This is a genomic window from Bradyrhizobium murdochi (genome assembly GCF_000472965.1).
GTDB classification, from domain to species: domain Bacteria; phylum Pseudomonadota; class Alphaproteobacteria; order Rhizobiales; family Xanthobacteraceae; genus Bradyrhizobium; species Bradyrhizobium murdochi.
The window spans coordinates 628,184-646,548 of sequence record NZ_AXAU01000002.1 but is presented as its reverse complement, the minus strand read 5'-3'; the positions used below and the strand labels follow the sequence as shown (position 1 = coordinate 646,548).

Below are 18,365 nucleotides of genomic sequence, written 5' to 3'. Positions count from 1 at the left end.
GAGATCGAAGAGTGCGGCACATGGTTGCCGCACTTTTTTGTCCAGCGGCTATCGTAGGGTGGGCAAAGGCGCTCTTGCGCCGTGCCCACCATCGCTCCGAGACCACAGATAGAAATGGTGGGCACGCTACGCTTTGCCCACCCTACGAGGTTTGGGGCGGCGGGTAAGGGCGCAGCTATGCTTCCTGCCTCACCCCTCCGCCACTGTCTCGCTCCAGGCGTGGAACGGCTCGGTCGCACCGCTGTTGGTTTCGCCGTCGCGCAGCACCGCGCTGGGGCAGGCGAACTTCATCGGCAGGTTCTGGATGCGGGCCTCCTCGTAATCGAAACGCGAGCCCAGCGCTTCGCGCGCGGCCTGCGGCAGGCGGACGTCGCCGATCACGATCGCGCCTTCGCTGGCGTCGATGCGCGGCTGATGGATTGCGGCATCGAGATCCATGCCGTAATCCATCACGAAGGACAGAAGCTGACTTACCGCCGGCAGAATGCGCCGACCGCCCGAAGCGCCGACCGCGATGCGCCTTCCGTCCGCCGCCTGCGCCAGCACGGGCGTGTAGTTGGTAAGGCAGCGTTTGCCCGGCGCCAGCGAATTCGGCGTGCCTGGGGTCGGGTCGAACCACATGATGCCGTTGTTCATGGTGATGCCGGTCTGGTTCGTTACGAATTTGGAGCCGAAGGTGGACAGCAAGGTTTGCGTCACCGCGGCCATGTTGCCGTCGCGGTCGACGGCGGAAAAATGCGTGGTGCAGGCCGGCGCCAACGCCTCGGCTCCGAGCGCGCGCCTGCCGTCTTCATCGCCCATGTCCTTGAGGCGTTCGCGATACGCTTTTTGCAGCGCCGATGCATAGGCGATGTAGGCCGCCGCGTCCGGTCCGCCGCGCGCAGGCTCGAGATTTTCCTGCAGCAGACGAAGCGTGCGCGCCAGCGTCGGCCCGGCGGTGAGTTCGGGCGTCGCGAACACCTTGCCGCCGCGATAGGGGATTGCCAGCGGCTCGCGCACAATGCCGCGAAATGGCTTGAGATCCTCGACCGACAGCGCGCCGCCGGCCGCCTGAATGTCGGCGGCGAGGCTTTGCGCCAGATCGCCTTCATAGAAGTCGCGCGGGCCGGCGCCGGCGAGTTGCGCCATCGTGGCCTTGAGCCGATCCTGCGGCATGCGGACTTTGGACCTGATGCCCCATTGCGGGTTCGGCGGCAGGCCGTCCTGGAGATAGGCGGCGGCGCTCGCGGGGTAACGCCGCAAGTCTGCTGCGGCGCTCGAAATCATCACCGTGGTCCACCAGTCGACCGCAAGCCCTTCGCCGGCGAGCGAGATGCTCGGCGCCAGCAACTCCTTCCACGGCAGCTTGGCGTAGCGGCGGTGTGCCTCTTCCATGCCGGCGACCACGCCGGGCACGGCGATCGAGCCGGGCCCGTGAATGTTGCGGTCGTCCTTTACCCGCGGCCAGGGGAAGATGTCGGAAGCCGCGCCACCGCCGGTCAGCGGATAATCTTCCACCCGCAGGCTGAGCGGCGCCCGCATGCCGTAGTCGATCACTTCATAGCGGTTCTCGCGCGCCCGATAGAGCACCATCGCGCCGCCGCCGCCGACCCCGCTCATCCAGGGCTCCAGAACGCCAAGCGCAAACGTCGTCGCGATCACGGCATCGACGCAGTCGCCGCCCGCAGCCAGCACCTCGGCTCCCACCTGTGCCGCCCTGCTTGATTGCGCGGCAACGATGCCGCCTTTGGAAGTGACGGCCGGCTTGCGTATCGCTTGGGTATTGGAGAACTGGTCGTGCATCGGATTGCCTTTGATCCCTGTAACGTGTGTGGTTGCCGGTCGGGCGGAAAATTTCGCTGACGTCATTACACCCTAAAAATCTCAGGCCAGCCATGACAGAATAACATGCTGGGAATTCGCATCGCCCGCCTTCGTGTTGGCGTCTTGCGTCCGACAATGGCACATTGCGAACGATGGCCGTATCCACAAAGGAGCATACTGACTTGACCGCCGACGCATTCATTCATCTGCCGGACCTGCGAGCCCGGGTAACGCACCCGGAAAAATCGCTACTGCGCCTGACGCCGGAGATGTTTGCGATGTGGGAGCAGCGGGCGCGGGCCGCGGGATGGCCGGCAGGCTGGCGGCTCTCGGACGAAGTGATCGAGGCGTCGCGGCTTGCGGTGCTCGGCAATCACCCTGATGGCGACGACCTCTGGATCTACTCCTACGGTTCGCTGATGTGGGACCCCGGTTTTCACTTTGCCGAAGTCCGGCTCGCCGACGTCGAAAATTATCAGCGCCGCTTCACGCTGAAGATCAATCTCGGCCGGGGATCGCACGACTATCCGGCGCTGATGCTCTCGCTGGAGCCGAAATTGGGATGTTGCCGCGGGCTGGCGTTCCGCATTGCGGCCGATTCCGTCCATGCCGAGACCGCGATCCTGTGGCGCCGCGAAATGCTGCGCGGCGGCTACGCGCCAGCGATGATGCCGATGACGACGCCGCAGGGACCAATTACCGCACTCGCCTTCACCTCCAACCGCTCGCACCCGAGTTATGTCGGCGAACTGCCGCTCGCCGAGACCGCCGCGATGATCGCGAGCGGGAAGGGCGTTCTCGGTACTAACCGCGAATACCTCGTGCAATTGGCGACGCAGTTGCAGGCATTGGAGATCGAGGATCCGTATGTCGCGCAGTTGCATGCGCAGATCGGCGGCGCTCCCGGGGCTTGAGGCGGTCACCTCACGGCGGCCTGCCGCGTCTATTTTCAAACAATGTTTTAGGCTGATTTTGCCGCACAATCCGGCATCCTGACGCAAGTGCAGGACGCGGATAGTTGGCATCATAAGAGCCGCCGCGCGAAGACGATCGACGCCGAAATAATTAGTGGAGAGGGTGCGCATGACTGGGGAGATCAAGTCGCACTACGAGGTCGTTGTTGTCGGTGCGGGCGTGTCGGGCATTTACCAGATCAAGCGGCTGGCCGATCTCGACGTGGATGCCCTCGTGCTCGATGCCGCCCCCGATCTCGGGGGAACCTGGTACTGGAACCGCTATCCCGGCGCGCGATTCGATTCCGAGAGCTACACCTACGGCTATTCCTTCTCGAAAGAGCTGCTCAACGAATGGCACTGGCAGGAGCGGTTTTCGAGCCAGCCGGAGAATCTTCGCTACCTCAACTATGTCGCCGACAAGTTCGATTTGCGCCAATACATGCGGTTCAACCGCAAGGTGAAAGCGGCGGCGTTCGACGAGGGCTGTCATCTGTGGCGGCTCCGGCTCGACGATGGGCGTGAACTGAGCTGCCGATTCCTCATTCTTGCGGTCGGGTTGCTCTCGGTACCGACGCTACCGCGGCTTGAGGGCATGGAGACGTTCAAGGGGCGTTCATTCCATACGTTTTATTGGCCGCACGAGCCGGTTGAACTGTCCGGCAAGAAGGTCGGCATTATCGGCACCGGCGCCACCGCGATCCAGGTGATCGGCGAGATCGCCGACAAGGTCGGTGAACTCACGGTGTTTCAGCGGCGTCCGAACTGGAGCGCGCCGCTCAACAACGGCCCGATCTCGGACGCGGAAATGGCCGACATCCGTTCGCGCTACAATGAAATCTTTGCCGCCTGCAAGCGCACGCCCGGCGGTTTCGAGCACGAGCCGGATAGGCGCGGCTTCTATGAAGCCACCCGCGAGGAGCGGATCGCGCTGTGGGACAAGCTCTATGACGAGCCCGGCTTCGGGATCTGGCTCAGCAATTTTCGCGAGATTTTTACCGACGAGGCGGCCAATGCCGAGTTTTCCGCTTACATCGCCGATCGCATCCGAAGGCGCGTGAAGGACCCGGTGACGGCGGAAAAGCTGATTCCGAAGGATCACGGCTTTGGCGTGCAGCGGGTGCCGCTGGAGACCAACTATCTCGAGGCCTACAACCGTGACAATGTGCATCTCGTCGACATCAGCGAGACGCCGATTCTGCGGGTCACCGAAATGGGCCTGCGCACCAGCGCGCGCGATTACGAGCTCGATATCATCGTTTACTCCACCGGCTTCGATGCCATCACCGGCGCATTCGACGCGATCGACATCACCGGCGTCGACGGAGTGAAGCTCGCCGATAAATGGCGCGACGGACCCTCGACCTTTCTCGGCATGATGGCGCATGGCTTTCCGAACTTGCTGATGCCGACCGGCCCGCAAAGCGGCTCAGCCTCGACGAATTTTCCGCGCGGCATCGAGAACGGCGTCGGCTGGTGCATGGGCATGCTCGGCTACATGTGGGACCGCGGCTACACGCGGGCCGAGCCAACGGCCGAAGCGCAGGCGCGCTGGACCGCGCACGTGACCAAGATGTACGCCATCATGCTGATGCGCAAAGCCAAGTCGTGGTTCACCGGCTACAATTCCAATATCCCCGGCCACGAGCACGGCAAGACCCGCTACCTCGTGTACAATGGCGGCACGCCGAAATATGTCGCGGCGATCACCGAAGTTGCCGATAAGGGGTATGAGGGAATCGTGTTCGATACGGGCGCACAGGCAGCGGCGAGGTCCGCGGCCGCCGCGGAGTAAAATACGCATAAAGGCTGAGCTAGGATGGGTTGAGCCTACGGGTCCGCCTTCGGCCGGCCCGGTGATAGACTCCGCGAAACATATCGTCTTTGGAAAGGCGATGGGTTTCGAAAGAGCTCAACCCATCCTACGAGTTCGAGTTCGATCGTCGCGCTCGCGCCTTTGCTTGCATCACGTCACTGCGTCCGCAGCAGGCGTCTCGGATGAACGCCATCGACATAGCCCATGAACGGCGGATGGATCGAATAGCCGATCAGCTCGCGGGCGCGCTCGGGCAATTTGCTGGCGACCTCGGCGGGGACGGCGAGCGCCATGTTCTCGAGTTGCCGCACCCAGCCCACGCAATATTGCGGCGTGATGATCAGGCGCGGCTGGTTCGACCGGTTGGCGCCGCCACGGTGCCATAGCGTTCCCTTGGTGATGGCCAGGGATCCGGATGGCATGATCAGCTTCACGGCGTCAGGCCTGTCGCCTTCCTCGTGACCGGCTTCGTTAGTGAAATGGGTTGGCTTCACCGCGCCCTCGATATATTGCCCGTCCCACAGATGGCTTCCAGGAATGATTTCGGTGGCGCCATTTTGCTCGGTCGTATCATCGATCGCCCAGAACGTGCTGATGCCAAGGGCGGGGCGGGGGCGCGGAATCTTCACGCCGCTGTCGTCGAAATGCCAGGGCTGGACGGTCTCGCCGGGATGGAGATTGATCGCGAGCAGAGCAGACAACAGGCAGCTCTCGCCGAGTTCGGCTTCCACAAAGGCCATCGCGAGCGGATGGATCGCGAGCTCGGCGAAGACAGGCGATTTTGCCAGCAGAGCATACACGCGGTTGGTTCTGGTACCTTCGAAATCGTTGCGGCCGAACAGATCGCGCGCCAGATGTGGCGCCACCGCCGCGCGGACTTCGGCGACGCGGTCGGGCGCAAGAACGCGTTCGAAGATCAGGTAACCGCTGCGGTCGAACTCTTCCTTTAAGGAGGCGAATGAGCGTGCCCCGAGCCAGGGCAAAACCTGCTCCGCTGTCGCTACCATCTGCGCTCTCCCTCGTGAGCCCGGTCAAGCCAGGCCTCTTGCGCATATCATACGCAACTACGGGCGGTTTTCACGAGATTTCTGCAGCGTCGACGGTGGCGCAAATCATGATCGCGGTGCAAATGCGTAGCGGAACGTGCAGCTCGGTGCGCCCTGCATCAGGGTCTGGTCGCGCCTGAGGCTGACCTCGTTGCCGCCGGCGGCAACGATATCGAAATCGGTGGCGCAGACCAGCAGCGCGCCGAGTTCCGGCTCGCCGAGCGCGCGGAAGAATTCCGCGAACCGGCAATTCGTGACGTCGAATTCCAGCGCCGCCTCATCGTGGCGGCGCATCTCGACCGTTACTTCCCGCTCGGTGACTTCAGCGAGCGCGGTATGCATGGTCGCCCATTTGCGCCGCGCGCTGCCCTCGACGTTCTCGCCGATGGCGGCGAACAGCGCCTTCGACCAGTCGCGCAAGGCTTGTCGCGCAATCGCGTCAGCCTTTTCCTGGCCCAGTTCCGCGCGCAGCGCCCGCAGCATCGGCACCAGCACCTGCGCCTGGATCCGCGTTTTGTCCAACAGCGACAGGCGGGGATCGACCATATAATCGTCGAGCACGTTCATCGCAGGATCCTTTTGTTTCCCGACCTTCAGCGAGATATTGCTGCCGGCGAGGCGAGCGCAACCGAGATAAATTGAACGATTGACTTAGAAAATCTGATGCATGACGCGCAAAGCGCCAAGGCCGCGCAAACGCCCGTCGTAGGCGGTTCAAATCTTTTGGCCGCTCGGATGAAGCCGAGCGGCCGTTGCCTCGTGCCTATCCCGCAGCCGCGTTGACCTCGACCGGTGCAGCGTCCTCGCCGCTCTCTTCCAACTTTCGCGGCAATCCCGCAAAACCGCGTAACGCTTCCGCCATCCTGGCGCGCGCGCTGACGCCGGTGATCACCACATCCACCATCATCAGGGACGAGTGGATGTGGCCGCGCGCCTGCAGTTGCTCGACCGGCACGCCTGCGGCCGCCATCGCCTCGGCATATTCGATCCCTTCGTCACGCAGCGGATCGAACTCGCAGGTCGCCACGAACGCCGGAGGCAGGTTCGCCAGATTGCCGCGCAGCGGCGAGGCGCGCGGGTCGGTGCGGTCAGCGGGCGAACAATAGATATCCCAGAACCAGAACATCAGCGCGCGCGTCAGGAAATAGCCGATCGCATTGTCGGTGTAGGATGGACGGTCGAACCTGCAATCGGTGGCCGGACACACCAGGAGCTGGCCTGCGATCTCTGGCCCGCCGCGGTCGCGTGCGAGCTGGCAGGTGACGGCGGCTATATTGGCGCCGGCGCTCCAGCCCGCGACCAGCACCGGTCCCGCTCTGCCGCCGAGTTCGGTGGCATGCTCGACGATCCAGCGCGTTGCCGCATAGCCATCCTCGGCCGCGGCGGGGAAGCGATGCTCGGGCGCATGGCGATAGCCGACGCTGACGACGATCATCCCGCTGCGGCGACAGATGTCGCGGCAGAACGGATCGTCGGATTGCTCATCGCCCAAGACCCAGCCGCCGCCGTGGAAATAGACCACGATCGGATGCGGCCCCGGCGTTGCCGGCCGATAGAGGCGATACTGCAGCAGGCCATCGGCGCCGTGCAGCACGCCGTCGCCGACCTCGCCGACCGGCCGCCCGGCAGGACGTCCCTTGTTGAATTCGGTAAGGAAGTCGCGCGCGCCCTGGGCGCCGAGCGACTCGATCGCCGGCAGGTTCATCTCCGCCAGCATGCCCAGCACCAGCCGCACGTCCGGCTGCAGGCGCACGACTTGGCCGTCGTTGCATTGCTGCGAAACGTTCGGGCCGGTCAGCCGGAAGCCGAGCATGCCGCGGGCGACCACCTCGTTGCAGATGCTGCGATAGGGGCCAACGCCGCCGGTATAGGGCATCACGCCCTGCGCCTTGCCGGGAACGTTGGCGCCCGTGTACCAGGTGTTGGCGAGCCGATGCAGCGTCAGCGTCGAACAGTCGGCCATGTGCTGCGCCCAGCCGGCCTGCGCTGTCTCGGTCGCGTCGATGGTCGTGAAGCCGGCCTCGCGCATCGCCGCCAGCCGGTCGACCACCCAATCGACATGCTGCTCGATCGAGACTGCCATGTTCGACAGCACCGATGGGCTGCCCGGGCCCGTGATCAGGAACAGATTGGGGAAGCCTGAGACCGTGAGCCCGAGATAGGTCTGCGGACCGTTGGCCCAGACGTCGGACAGCGATTTGCCATCGCGGCCTGTGATCGGATGAACCGCCTTGATGGCGCCGGTCATGGCGTCAAAACCAGTGGCAAACACGATCACATCGACGTCGAACGTGCGCTTGTCGGTCGTGATGCCGGAGGCCGTGATCTCTGTGATCGGCTCCTTTCGCAGATTGACCAGCGTGACGTTGGGGCGGTTGAACGTAGTGTAGTAATTAGTATCGAGGCAGGGGCGCTTGGCGCCGAACGGATGGTCGCGCGGGGTCAATGTATCCGCCGTCTCCGGGTCCTTGACGATCTCGCGGATCTTCTCGCGGATCAGGTCGGCGAGCAGCGCGTTGCCGTCGACGTCGACGCCCTGGTCGGCCCAGAGCTGGGTCAGGATGTAGACGAGATCGCCGGCGGCCCAGGCCTTCTCGAAGCGCTCGCGGCGCTCGGCATCGCTCAACTGCCAGCTCACCGCCATCTGCTGCGGATAGGGGACGCCCGCGAGCGACCACCGCGCCTGCTCGCGATAGCCGGCGCGGTCGCCCTCCAGCAGTGCGAGGCGGTCTGCCGGTGCCGAACCGTTGTGGGCGGGAAGGGCGAAATTCGGCGTGCGCTGGAAAACGGTGAGATGCGCGGCCTGCTCGGCGAACAGCGGGATCGACTGGATGCCCGATGATCCCGTGCCGATGACGGCGATGCGCTTGCCCGCGAGCTTGACCTCTTCGTGCGGCCAGCGGCCGGTGAAATAGACCTCGCCCTTAAAATCCTTGACGCCGTCGATCTCCGGCGGCTTGGGCGCTGAGAGGCAGCCGGTCGCCATGATGTAATGGCGACAGGAAATTTCAGTGCCATTGCTGGTCGTGAGCCGCCAGCGTTCGGCCGCCTCATCCCAATTTGCCGCCGTGACCTTGGTGCCGAACCGGATGTCGCGCCGCAGATCGTATCGATCGGCGACGAAACCGAGATAGCGCAGGATCTCGGGTTGCGTTGCGTATTTCTCCGACCATTGCCACGCGCTCTCCAGCTCGGGATCGAAGGTGTAGCTGTAGTCGATGGTCTGGATGTCGCAGCGCGCGCCGGGATAACGGTTCCAGTACCAGGTGCCGCCGACATCGCCGGCCTCCTCGATCACGATCGCCGAGAAGCCGGCCTTGCGCAAGCGATGCAGGAGATAGAGGCCGGCAAAGCCGGCGCCGACCACGGCGACATCGACCTGTTGGGTCGTATCGCTGTTTGTCGTTTCAGAAGAACGTGCTGCGACCGCTGCGTCTGGCATGCCACTCCTCCCGTATGTTTATAGTTGGGAGAAGGCTACTGCCGCGTGTTCAGTTTGTCATCAGGACATATGCAATCGCTGAGTGTTTGCTGCAGACGCGCGCTGCACCGCCTCTGAGTCTGCGATTTCGCGAATTTCTCCGCGAGCAGCAGCGACTTAACCGCAACGCTTCTCGGTCTACATCTCCTACCGGACTGCATCCCCGATGTCGTCCCTGCGAACGCAGGGACCCATACCGCGTGATCTCTCGATAAGGCAGCGTGGCAGACGTCTTTCGCAAAACGTCCGCCGGTGGTTATGGGTCCCTGCGTTCGCAGGGACGACGACGAGTGTGCTGCGCGCTTGTTCGCTACGCTAAACGCGCTTGCGTCGCTCATTCGTGCGGCGGCGCTCCATTCCGCCGGTCGCCCAATTCGGACTGAAATCCAGCGTGAAGTCGCGAAAACTTTCCACGGCGGGTGAGAGCGATGCGCTGTTCCGTACGAACATCGCGATCTTCCATTTGACCGTGGGTTGCGTGAGCGGCAGGAATGCCAGTCCGAAGCCGTGCACCAGCGGCTCCGCCATCGAGGGGCAGATCACGGCGCCTTGTCTCACCCGCAGCATCGATAGCGCGGTGTTCACCCGGTGCACGGGCACCAACTCCTTCGGGTGATGCCTAGGCGGCACGTTGCTCAACACATTGACGGCGATGTTGGGCATGTAGTTGAGCAGGGGTCGCTCGCGGAGATCCTTCCAACTGACCGACTCGCCCTTTGCCAGCGGATCATCGCTGCGCAGCGCCACCCAGAGCGGGTCGGCGCAAATCATGTGCACCTCGACCGATCGATCGGGAACGACGCCGGCCGGCCCGAAGCCGATGTCGGTAGAGCCGTTCTGCAGGCCCGCCAGCACCTCCTGAATCGGCACGTCGTCAAAGCGCACGTCCACGCCGGGATGGCTATTGGTGTATTCGGCGATCAGCTCCGGCAGCAGCGTGCACGATAAGGTCTCGGGCCCGGCTACGCGCACCAACCCGCGGCGGAGTTCCTTCAGGTTGGTCAGGCTCTCCAGCGCCTCGTCGAGATTCGACAGCACGCGCCGCGCCATCGGGGCGAAGGTCTCGCCGACGCTGGACGCAGAAACCTTGCGGGTGGTGCGGTCGAGGAGGCGGACGCCGACGCGGCTCTCGAGCTCCTTGATCAGGCCCGACAGCGCCGCCTGCGACAAGTGCATGGCCTTGGCGGCTTCCGAGAAGCTCGCGGTCTCCAGCACGGCCACGTACGCGCGCAATTGCCGCACTGTCACGTCCATCGCCATGTCGCGTCCCCCAAGCATCGCCGTTCTGTATTCATAGGACGAGCTTATCAATTAGTCAAAAAATACACATTGTTCGATAGAAGGCGCGTATCTATCGTTGCAGGACAAAGGCCCCGGCGATCGCAACGATGCGATTGCGTCAAGGCGGCTCGAATAAATGGGATGAAATGCGACGGGGCTGCACCGGGCCGCCCCCAAGAGAGGCACTGATGAACGTCACGCGTCGAACGCTGCTGGGGAGCATCGCTGTCTGCCTCTCGGCAAGCCCCGTCTTCGAGGCATTTGCCCAAGGCGATTGGCCGTCACGGCTGGTGCGGCTGGTGTCGCCGTACGGCGCCGGCGGGGCCAACGACATCTCGCTACGCATTCTGGCCGAGCAGTTCGGGCGCAGCCTTAACCAGCAGTTCATCGTCGAGAACAAGCCGGGGGCGGGCACGCGCATTGCCAACGAGCTGGTCGCGCGCGCCGCGGCAGACGGATACACCTTCCTCTATGCAGCCGCGCCCTATGCCACCGCCGAAGCGCTGTTCGGTAAACTGAAGTACGAGCGCAAGGATCTGCAGCCGGTGGCGATGACTGTCATGGCGCCGCTGTTCCTGATCGTCAACGCCAAGGCGAGCTTCAAGAATTTGCAGGAGATGATCGCCCACGGCAAATCGCAGCCGGACGGCCTGACCTTCGCCTCACCGGGCGCGGGCTCTCAACCGCATCTGGCGGCCGAGTTGCTGCTGAGAGACGCTGGCGACAAGGGCCTCAACGTGCAGTACCGCGGCGATGCGATGGCCTATACGGAACTGCTCGCCGGCCGCGTCGATGCCACCTTGACCGCGATCAGCACGGCGTTACCGCACATCCGGAACGGCGATTTCCGCGTGCTCGGCGTCGCCTCCGCCGAGCGCAGCGCGATCTACCCGCAGGCTCCGACCTTGCACGAGCAGGGCTTTCCTAACGTCGTGGCGTCGGGATGGTTCGGCTTCATGGCGCCGGCAGGGACGCCGCAGCCGATCGTCGAGCGGATGCAGCAAGAGATCAATCGCGCGCTCGCTGACCCCGAGGTGAAACAGAAGCTGCTCGCCCAGGGGCTGGAAACACGCGCCGGCTCGGCCGCCGAATTCGGCAAGTTCATCGACGACGAGACACGGAAATGGAGCGAGGTGATCCGCGTGGCAGGCCTCAAGGGCGAATAGGAGGGCGCTCAGTTCGCGTACAGGCCTTCGACGATCGGCAATCGCGCGGCGCGTAGCGCCGGGAACAGCCCGCCGATCAGGCCCACGATCAGCGCGAGCATCACGCCCTCGGCAATCAGCCACGGACTCAGCTTGAAGTCGAACACCACCTGGGTGAAGTTGCCGCCAAGCGTCGAAGCCGTGACGCCATCGAAAATCAGAAAGGTGGCGGCGGCTCCTAACAATCCGCCGATGACGGCGAGCAACAGCGATTCGGCCAGTGTTCCGACAAACGCCGGGAAGCCGCCGAAGCCGATGGCGCGTAGCGTTGCGATTTCCGTCGCGCGCGCGGCGACCGACGAATACATGGTGTTGAGCGCTCCGGCGACAGCTCCGAGCGCCATCGCGATCGCCAGCGGCCAGCCGAGTTTCTGAATCAGGTCGGAGGTTTGCGAGGCCTGTTCGGCAAAGTAACTCGCTTCGGATTTGACGTCGAGCTTCAGCCGCGGATCGTTGTCGCTGTAGCTTTTCAGCTCATTCAGTGCGGCCGGTCCGGTGAGCCGCGCGCGCACGGTCTGGACGATGTTGTTGCGATTGAACAGGCTCTGGACCACGTTGAGATCAGCCCAGATCTCGGATTCGAACACGCTGCCGCCGGCCTCGAACACGCCAACGACGGTCCAGCGCGTCGCGCCGAACGATACGGTAGAGCCGAGGTCCAGCCCTTCGAATTCCCGCAGCAATGCCTTGCCGACCACCACTTCGTTGCTGCCGCGATTGAACATGCGGCCTGCGGTGATGCGAACGTCCTTGCGCAACTCGGAGCCCTGTTCGCCGATCCCGCGCAGCGGCAGATTGGCCTTGGTCTTGGTGGTCCGTTTGATACCGTCGACCACAAGATAGAGTTCCGGCGAGATCAGCGGCTTGCCGTCGCTGCCGCGCGCAATCCCGGGTCCATCCTCGATCACCCGCACCTGGTCGCGGCTCACGGTGCTGTTGATCTCGGCCTGCGAGCCGGCCCGCAGCACGATGGCAATGTCGTCGGCGCCGGATCCCGCAATGGTGCGCTGGAAGCCGTTGGCCATCGCCAGGAATGCGAGCAACACGATCACTACCAGTGCGATTGCGATCACGGTCGAGAGCGAGAGCCAGCGGCGCTGCGAGATGCTCTTGAGATTGATGGCGGTGACCGCCGCCACTTGAAGCCAAAGCGAACGCATGCCTATCCCCGTCCGAGCGCGGTTGCAATTTTGAGCCGCATGGCGTTGAGCGCCGGGATGATACCCGTGATCAATCCAAGCGCGATCATAAGCGCCAATCCCTGCAGCGCTATCGTCGGCGATACTGCAAATGCGGGCGCGATGTTGGCGAGGCTGGTGCGCAGCGCCATGGCGATCAGCGCCGCGATCGCCAGTCCGGGAATTCCGCCGAGCAGCGCCAGCAGCACGGATTCGCCGAGCACCATCGTCAGGATCCGCGGACCTGAGAAGCCGAGCGTCTTCAGCACGCCGATCTCGCGGGTGCGCTCCCGGATCGAGAGCGCCATGGTATTGCCGACGATCATCAGGATAGTGACGAAGGCCGCGCCGACCACCAATAGCACGATCAGGGCGATATTGCCGAACTGCGCCGCGAACGCCTTGCCGAATGCTTTTTCGGTGTCGGTCGAGGTCTCGGCGGTGGAGTTGGCGAACATCGCGTCGATGGTCTTGGCCACGCGGTCGTTGTTTTCGGGCGAGGTGGTCTGCAGGATCATCCAGCCGATGGTGTCCTTTCCGAAGCTGCGGGTCTCGTCGAAATAGGGATACTGGAACAGGAGGAAGTTGGTATCGACGTGCTGGGCCTTGCCCTTGGCGATACCGACAATGGTGAGATCCCAGGTATGACCACCGCTCTTCTGGCTGAAGATGTTGCTATTGAGAGGAATCCGATCGCCGATCTTCCAGCCCCACTTCTGCGCCAGCGTTTCACCGACCACCGCGCTGCCGCGGTCGCGTATGAAGGCCTGAAGCTGCTCGGGAGGAACGTCGATTTCGCTGCGATAGACGTCGAAATAGGTGTTTGGCTCGATCGCGAGCGCCATGATGAAGTTCTTGGGGTCCTGATAGTAACCGCCGAACCAGTTGGCAAAGGTCACCTGCCGCACCCCTTCCACCGCCTTTACGCGGTTGAAATAGGCGATCGGCATCGGCTGGGTGAAGTTGATCTTGTTGACCGTGATCATCCGATCAGCGGCGGCGGCATCCTCGCCGGCGGTGAAGGCACGGTAGAATCCGGCGAGCACGCCGAAGATCATGAAGGCGATCAAGATCGACACGATCATCAGGCTCGCGCGCAATTTGCGGCGGAACAGGTTTTTCCGGACCAGATCGAAGTCGTTCACGCGGCAAGCTCCCGTTCGACGAAGCGGCCCTTGTCGAGATGCAAGACGCGCTTGGCATAGTTTGCCGCCGCGGGATCGTGGGTAACCATCACGATGGTCTTGCCGAGCTCGCCGTTGAGCAGTTGCAGGATCGATAAGATCTCATCGGCGGATTGACGGTCGAGATCGCCGGTCGGTTCGTCGCACAGCAACAGGTTCGGGTCCGAGACGATGGCGCGCGCAATCGCCACGCGCTGCTGCTGGCCGCCCGACATTTCGCGCGGACGGTGCTTGACGCGATCGGCAAGCCCGACCACGGAAAGCGCGGTGTGAACACGCTCGGCGCGCTCTTTGCTGCGCAATTTGGTGAGCAACAGCGGCAGTTCGACATTCTGCGCGGCGGTCAGCATCGGCATCAGATTATAGAACTGGAAAATGAAGCCGATATTGGCGGCCCGCCAGGCCGCCAGTTCGCCCTCGGAGAGACCGTCGATGCGATGGTCCGCCACCGCAATCTCGCCCGCGTCGACGCGATCGATGCCGCCCAGCAGGTTAAGTAGCGTCGTCTTGCCCGAACCCGATGGTCCCATCATGGCGACGAAATCGCCGCGGGGAATCGCAAGGTCGAGATGGTCGAAAATCGAGATGGTCTCCTTGCCCTTGGTGAAGCGCTTGCTTACGCCGGTAAGGCGGACCATCGGGTGTTCGGCTGTCACGTTTGTCTCCTCTTTGAATCGGTCGGGAGCTAGTTCGCGGCGCTGGCGTCGGCGGAGCCGTTCGCCTTGGCTTCGCGCATAAAGTTCACCTTCACCGCCATGTCGGGCAGGATGCGCGGGTCCTTCTTTTCGAAGCGAATGCGGACCTTCACCGTGGCCTTCTCGCGGTTTGCAGTCGGCACGATCGCGATGACGGAGGCGGGAATCGTCCAGTCCGGATAGGCATCCAGCACCGCATTCACGGGACCGCCGGGGGTGACGCGGCCGATGAAGGCCTCGTTGACGTCGACCTCGATTTCGATCGAATCCATGTCGACGATGGTGCAGATGCCGGTGCGGGTGTAGCCGCCGACCGACATCGGTGAAATCATCTCGCCGGGTTGGGCGCTGCGGTCGATGACGACGCCAGCAAACGGTGCGCGGATTTGGTGCTTGTCGAGCATCGAGCCGCTGCGCTTGGCGTCGATCTTGGCGGTCTCGAGTTGCGACTGCGCCTGGCGCAATTGCGCGCTGAGCACACCGACGCGGGCTTGCGCTTTGGTCAGATCGGCCTCGGTGGCAAAGTTCTTCTGCGACAAGGTCTGTACCCGCGACATGATCCGGGTCGCATCCTCAAGATCGGCGCTGATCGCGGCCACGGCGGCGTCGGCGGTCTCAACACGCGAGCGCGCCAGTTCATAGTCTCTTTCAGCCAACACGCTGTCGAGCCGCGCGACGACTTGCCCTTCGGTCACCGTCCTGCCTTCGTCGGTGAAGACCTCGACCACCTTGCCCGTGATCTCGGCCGCAACGGTTGCCTTGCGGCGCGCCACCACATAGCCGGAGGCCGCCAGGCTGCCGGCCGCCTTGCCATTCGTTGCGGGCTGCTGAGGCTGCTGCTGCGCTTGCGGCTGTGAGGCCGGCTGCGGTGCGGCTTGCGATGTCGTCTCTTTGGGCTGGTCCTGCCTGCGCAATTCGAAGGCGGCAAAGGCGGCAAACGCGACGACGACGCAGGCGGCAACGGCCGCCGAGATCGGCAGCCAGCGGCTCTTCGGTCGTTCCACCTTGCTGGCGCTGCGATCGATGGTCAGCGATCTCAGCAATTTGCTCTTGTCTTCGCGCATCGTTCATTTCCATCCGGCTGCTCGCTGCAGCTTCCGCGCGGGCGACGTCGTCCTCGCGCGGGCGGTCTCTCTTACAGCCGATCTGCACGTCTCGCCATAGCAGCGGTCGAGCCCTCAGCTTTTTCGTGAGGCGGCGACCCCAGCTCGGTTGTAGATCACGTTCAGCTCTCGCGCGCGCCAGGCGGCGCCCGTTTTTCGACGAGCGAGTTGCGGAAATCTAAAGCCTAATGGCGATAGAAGCAATTCTTGGAACCAGCAAGAGTTGTATTCGTCGCGCCGCCAATTGCCAGGCCGTCAGCATCGCGGATCCCTGCGTAGACGCCTATGATCCTGAAATGACCTCAAAACCCGGCAAAATCTTGCAGTCGGAACCCTGTCACTGGACCCGCGCGTATGATTTTCGGTGCAAAGATACATAATGCTAGGGTTGAGAGCCCACCAGCGGGGAGGGCTTTCTTAAGACCATATTTCTGGTGCTGGCATTTACAAATGTTCCAAGACAAGAGCTTGAGGAATCGCGGAAGCCTCATCGTGGTTGATCTGCCTATGACGAGACGCCAGCCTGTTTTCATGTGGCTTGGTGCTATCAGCACCATCGTCAGGATACTCCTTGCAGTAGCCCTGGTTTGGTGCGCGAGCGCGATGGCGGCGGCGGGAGCTGATCTGTATCGGGCGCAGACCGTCGTCACGGGGCAGGGCGAGGCCAACCGCATCATCGGCTTTGCCTCCGGTCTGGAGGACGTCCTGATCAAGGTATCCGGCGCACAGAAACTTGCAGGCGACCGTCGCTTGGCGGCGTACAAATCGAACGCGAGAAGCTTCGTCAGGGCATTCAGTTATCGCGACCAGTTTTTGGGTAAGCCCATTCGTGACGAGCAGGGCACCCGTGATCGGCCCTACGACCTGACGGTCGACTTCGAGGAAAAGAAAATCGACGACATTCTCAAGGCGCTTGGTCTGAAGCCGTGGGTTTCACATCGCCCGCGCCTTGCCGTCTTTGTCGGGATGGAGAACGGCCCGAGGGCCTTTATCGTCACGGCGGATGGAGCTCAGTCCGATTTGCAGCGCGACGCGTTGCTCGCAGCCGCCGACAGGCGCGGGATGAACATCGTGCTGCCCAGCATGGCTGCGCTGGCGAAATCAGGCCTCGAAGGCGCGAAGCTCGAGACTGTGCCATCGTCGACTCTGGCACCGCTCGCGACCGAGCAGGGTGGGGAACTCGCGTTGGTCGGACATCTGGTCTGGAGTGATCGCGAGCTTGGGTGGGTCACGCGTTGGCGAATGGACTGGCAAGGCCGGACGCGCCGTTGGCAAATCCGCGGCGTGACTTTCGATGAGGCTTTCCGGCGTGGCGTCGGCGGCGCGGCCCAGATTTTGTCAGACAACGGCGATCCAGGCGGCCGCGTGCGACGCTGACGGAACGGGCCGCGGGTTAGTTCTACTGCGGCCCATGCCCCTCATGGTGAGGAGCGCGAAGCGCGTCTCGAACCATGAGGCCCGGTCTGTGGCCTACATCCTTCGAGACGCCCGCTTCTCGCGGGCTCCTCAGGATGAGGTGTTTGAGCTGTCGTGACGCAGTAGAACCAGCGGGATCGCGCTCACCCGATCTCGATCGCCACTTTGCCGAAATGCGCGCCGCTTTCCATGTGCGCAAAAGCGTCTCTGACCTGATCGAAACGGAACACTCTGTCGATCACTGGCTTCATGCCATTGGTGGTGATCGCATCAACCATCGCCTGGAGATCCTCGACCGATCCGACGGTGACGCCCTGCAGCCGCTGCTGCTGCATGACCATCAAGGGAAGCCGCAGGTCGGACGGCGGCGGCCCGGCAAGTACGCCGATAAACGCGATCGTGCCGCCGATCCTGGTCGCCCGGATCGATTCATTCAGCGTGCCGACCCCGCCAACCTCCACGACCAGATCGACGCCGTGACCGCTCCATTCGCGGGCTCTCTTCCCCCAGTCGGGTGTCGTCCTGTAGTTCAAGGTAAAGTCGACACCGAGCTGCATGAGGCGTTCGATCTTCGCGTCGCTGGATGAGGTCGCGATGACGCGCGCGCCGCACATTTTGGCGAACTGAACTGCGAACAGGGACACGCCCCCGGTCCCCTGCGTCAGAACGATCTGACCGGGCTTCACGCCGCCGAGCTTGACGATCGCGCTCCAGGCCGTGAGCCCGGCGCAGGGAAGCGCGGCGGCTTCGATGTCGCTGAGATGCTCCGGCGTTCGGACCAGCGCGTGCTTCGGAAAAATCCGATACTCGCTAAGGACACCGTCGACCGCGCCGCCGAGGGCTGAGCGCATTTTTGCTTCGCTCGGTTCGCCGCCGATCCAGCTTTCGAAGAAGCTGCCGATGACGCGGTCGCCGGCTGCGAATTCCCGCACGCCTGGGCCGACCCGCTCGACCACGCCCGCGCCATCCGAAACTGGCACGAGCGGAAATTTCTGACGCGAGCCGTAGCCGCCCTTGATGGCGATGAGATCGCGATAATTCAGCGTTGCCGCCCTGAGCCGAACCAGCACCTGGCCGTCGCCGGGCTCCGGCACGGGCTTGTCCACGAGGGCAAGCCCATCGATTCCGCTCGGTCCCTGCAGCTCGTAACATTTCAACGGAAGTCTCCTTCGACGCTGTCTGGTGAGCGCTATACTGCCGCAAA

General features: G+C 63.3%; 14 protein-coding genes. 4 read left to right on the top strand and 10 right to left on the bottom strand.

Annotated elements, in window-relative coordinates; genetic code table 11:
• Positions 1 to 189 precede the first annotated feature (189 nt).
• Positions 190 to 1,782 (bottom strand): gamma-glutamyltransferase family protein, encoded by a 1,593-nt coding sequence (locus YUO_RS0110435; protein WP_028347198.1) that lies wholly within the window; start codon positions 1,780 to 1,782, stop codon positions 190 to 192.
• A 203-nt stretch (positions 1,783 to 1,985) separates the two neighbouring features.
• On the opposite strand from YUO_RS0110435, the gene YUO_RS0110430 reads away from it, so the two are divergent.
• Entirely contained in the window at positions 1,986 to 2,717 is a 732-nt protein-coding gene (locus YUO_RS0110430; RefSeq protein WP_028347197.1) for a gamma-glutamylcyclotransferase, read from the top strand.
• A gap of 169 nt (positions 2,718 to 2,886) precedes the next feature.
• Complete coding sequence (locus tag YUO_RS0110425; RefSeq protein ID WP_028347196.1) at positions 2,887 to 4,551, top strand: flavin-containing monooxygenase; 1,665 nt, start codon at positions 2,887 to 2,889, stop codon at positions 4,549 to 4,551.
• 176 nt (positions 4,552 to 4,727) lie between these two features.
• On the opposite strand, the gene YUO_RS40425 is transcribed toward YUO_RS0110425, so the two are convergent.
• From YUO_RS40425 to YUO_RS40420, 4 genes are all read right to left on the bottom strand, one after another.
• Complete coding sequence (locus YUO_RS40425; protein ID WP_035726383.1) at positions 4,728 to 5,579, bottom strand: phytanoyl-CoA dioxygenase family protein; 852 nt, start codon at positions 5,577 to 5,579, stop codon at positions 4,728 to 4,730.
• A 105-nt stretch (positions 5,580 to 5,684) separates the two neighbouring features.
• A complete protein-coding gene (locus YUO_RS0110415) occupies positions 5,685 to 6,185 on the bottom strand; it encodes an L-2-amino-thiazoline-4-carboxylic acid hydrolase (RefSeq protein WP_051379357.1) in 501 nt (166 codons plus the stop codon).
• 196 nt (positions 6,186 to 6,381) lie between these two features.
• The gene (locus YUO_RS0110410; RefSeq protein WP_028347194.1) at positions 6,382 to 9,060 is read right to left on the bottom strand and encodes a flavin-containing monooxygenase; all 2,679 of its coding nucleotides are present in this window, start codon (positions 9,058 to 9,060) and stop codon (positions 6,382 to 6,384) included.
• A gap of 354 nt (positions 9,061 to 9,414) precedes the next feature.
• Positions 9,415 to 10,359, bottom strand: coding sequence for a LysR family transcriptional regulator (locus YUO_RS40420; protein ID WP_051379375.1), 945 nt, complete (start codon positions 10,357 to 10,359; stop codon positions 9,415 to 9,417).
• Between the two features lie 209 nt (positions 10,360 to 10,568).
• On the opposite strand from YUO_RS40420, the gene YUO_RS0110400 reads away from it, so the two are divergent.
• On the top strand, positions 10,569 to 11,546 hold the full coding sequence (locus tag YUO_RS0110400) for a Bug family tripartite tricarboxylate transporter substrate binding protein (RefSeq protein ID WP_028347193.1): 978 nt from the start codon (positions 10,569 to 10,571) through the stop codon (positions 11,544 to 11,546).
• Positions 11,547 to 11,554: 8 nt separating this feature from the next.
• Here the strand turns inward: YUO_RS0110400 and YUO_RS0110395 are convergent, their stop codons facing one another.
• The 4 genes from YUO_RS0110395 to YUO_RS40415 are packed head-to-tail and all read right to left on the bottom strand — an operon-like array spanning position 11,555 to position 15,706.
• Positions 11,555 to 12,745 carry an ABC transporter permease gene (locus YUO_RS0110395; protein ID WP_028347192.1) on the bottom strand — a complete coding sequence of 397 codons (1,191 nt, stop codon included), beginning with the start codon at positions 12,743 to 12,745 and terminating at the stop codon, positions 11,555 to 11,557.
• Positions 12,746 to 12,747: 2 nt separating this feature from the next.
• A complete protein-coding gene (locus YUO_RS0110390) occupies positions 12,748 to 13,908 on the bottom strand; it encodes an ABC transporter permease (RefSeq protein ID WP_028347191.1) in 1,161 nt (386 codons plus the stop codon).
• The gene (locus tag YUO_RS0110385; protein WP_028347190.1) at positions 13,905 to 14,585 is read right to left on the bottom strand and encodes an ABC transporter ATP-binding protein; all 681 of its coding nucleotides are present in this window, start codon (positions 14,583 to 14,585) and stop codon (positions 13,905 to 13,907) included. The genes YUO_RS0110390 and YUO_RS0110385 overlap by 4 nt, the downstream gene beginning before the upstream one ends.
• A 47-nt stretch (positions 14,586 to 14,632) precedes the next feature.
• On the bottom strand, positions 14,633 to 15,706 hold the full coding sequence (locus YUO_RS40415; protein WP_051379356.1) for an efflux RND transporter periplasmic adaptor subunit: 1,074 nt from the start codon (positions 15,704 to 15,706) through the stop codon (positions 14,633 to 14,635).
• A gap of 393 nt (positions 15,707 to 16,099) precedes the next feature.
• On the opposite strand from YUO_RS40415, the gene YUO_RS0110375 reads away from it, so the two are divergent.
• Positions 16,100 to 17,122, top strand: a complete 1,023-nt coding sequence (locus YUO_RS0110375) for a DUF2066 domain-containing protein (protein WP_235782674.1) — start codon at positions 16,100 to 16,102, stop codon at positions 17,120 to 17,122.
• Between the two features lie 182 nt (positions 17,123 to 17,304).
• Here the strand turns inward: YUO_RS0110375 and YUO_RS0110370 are convergent, their stop codons facing one another.
• Entirely contained in the window at positions 17,305 to 18,318 is a 1,014-nt protein-coding gene (locus YUO_RS0110370) for a zinc-dependent alcohol dehydrogenase family protein (protein ID WP_028347188.1), read from the bottom strand.
• Positions 18,319 to 18,365 lie beyond the last annotated feature (47 nt).

Excerpts from the sequence above, each read along its gene's own strand:
- YUO_RS0110435 (WP_028347198.1), bottom strand. The coding sequence starts at position 1,782 with ATGCACGACCAGTTCTCCAATACCCAAGCGATACGCAAGCCGGCCGTC.
- YUO_RS0110425 (WP_028347196.1), top strand. The coding sequence starts at position 2,887 with ATGACTGGGGAGATCAAGTCGCACTACGAGGTCGTTGTTGTCGGTGCG.
- YUO_RS40425 (WP_035726383.1), bottom strand. The coding sequence starts at position 5,579 with ATGGTAGCGACAGCGGAGCAGGTTTTGCCCTGGCTCGGGGCACGCTCA.
- YUO_RS0110415 (WP_051379357.1), bottom strand. The coding sequence starts at position 6,185 with ATGAACGTGCTCGACGATTATATGGTCGATCCCCGCCTGTCGCTGTTG.
- YUO_RS0110410 (WP_028347194.1), bottom strand. The coding sequence starts at position 9,060 with ATGCCAGACGCAGCGGTCGCAGCACGTTCTTCTGAAACGACAAACAGC.
- YUO_RS40420 (WP_051379375.1), bottom strand. The coding sequence starts at position 10,359 with ATGGCGATGGACGTGACAGTGCGGCAATTGCGCGCGTACGTGGCCGTG.
- YUO_RS0110400 (WP_028347193.1), top strand. The coding sequence starts at position 10,569 with ATGAACGTCACGCGTCGAACGCTGCTGGGGAGCATCGCTGTCTGCCTC.
- YUO_RS0110395 (WP_028347192.1), bottom strand. The coding sequence starts at position 12,745 with ATGCGTTCGCTTTGGCTTCAAGTGGCGGCGGTCACCGCCATCAATCTC.
- YUO_RS0110385 (WP_028347190.1), bottom strand. The coding sequence starts at position 14,585 with ATGGTCCGCCTTACCGGCGTAAGCAAGCGCTTCACCAAGGGCAAGGAG.
- YUO_RS40415 (WP_051379356.1), bottom strand. The coding sequence starts at position 15,706 with ATGCGCGAAGACAAGAGCAAATTGCTGAGATCGCTGACCATCGATCGC.
- YUO_RS0110375 (WP_235782674.1), top strand. The coding sequence starts at position 16,100 with ATGATTTTCGGTGCAAAGATACATAATGCTAGGGTTGAGAGCCCACCA.